This window comes from Bartonella sp. AP58NXGY (genome assembly GCF_042195785.1).
Taxonomy (GTDB): domain Bacteria; phylum Pseudomonadota; class Alphaproteobacteria; order Rhizobiales; family Rhizobiaceae; genus Bartonella.
In genome coordinates this window covers 1-284 of the sequence record NZ_JBHIOY010000415.1, presented here as the reverse complement: position 1 = coordinate 284, position 284 = coordinate 1, and the positions used below count along the sequence as shown (strand labels likewise).

Sequence of the window (284 nt, the reverse complement as noted above, 5' to 3'; positions counted from 1 at the left end):
GCACAATCGCGCAAGATCTGCTTCAACTCCTCACCAATCCTTGCATCAATATTTTGGGGATCGGCCAGCTCAGGATAGAGCGAAGCAAAAGCTGCCAACTGTTTCGCACGTGTTTCATAAATAAAATCGGCTGCTTGATCAAAATCATAGTGCTTTTGTTTAACACTTGCAACCGACTGCTGATAAAACGCCTGCAGCTGTTCTGCTTCGGAAAAAGAGGAAGGTTGTTGTTTTTCATGTAAAAGACCTTGTTTTTGCACTGTTTTTCCCCACCATTGCATATA

At 43.0% G+C, this 284-nt stretch carries 1 pseudogene; it reads right to left on the bottom strand.

Features of this window, described 5'->3' with window-relative positions:
• Positions 1-284: pseudogene (locus ACFINC_RS11760) on the bottom strand (hypothetical protein); the annotation flags it as partial.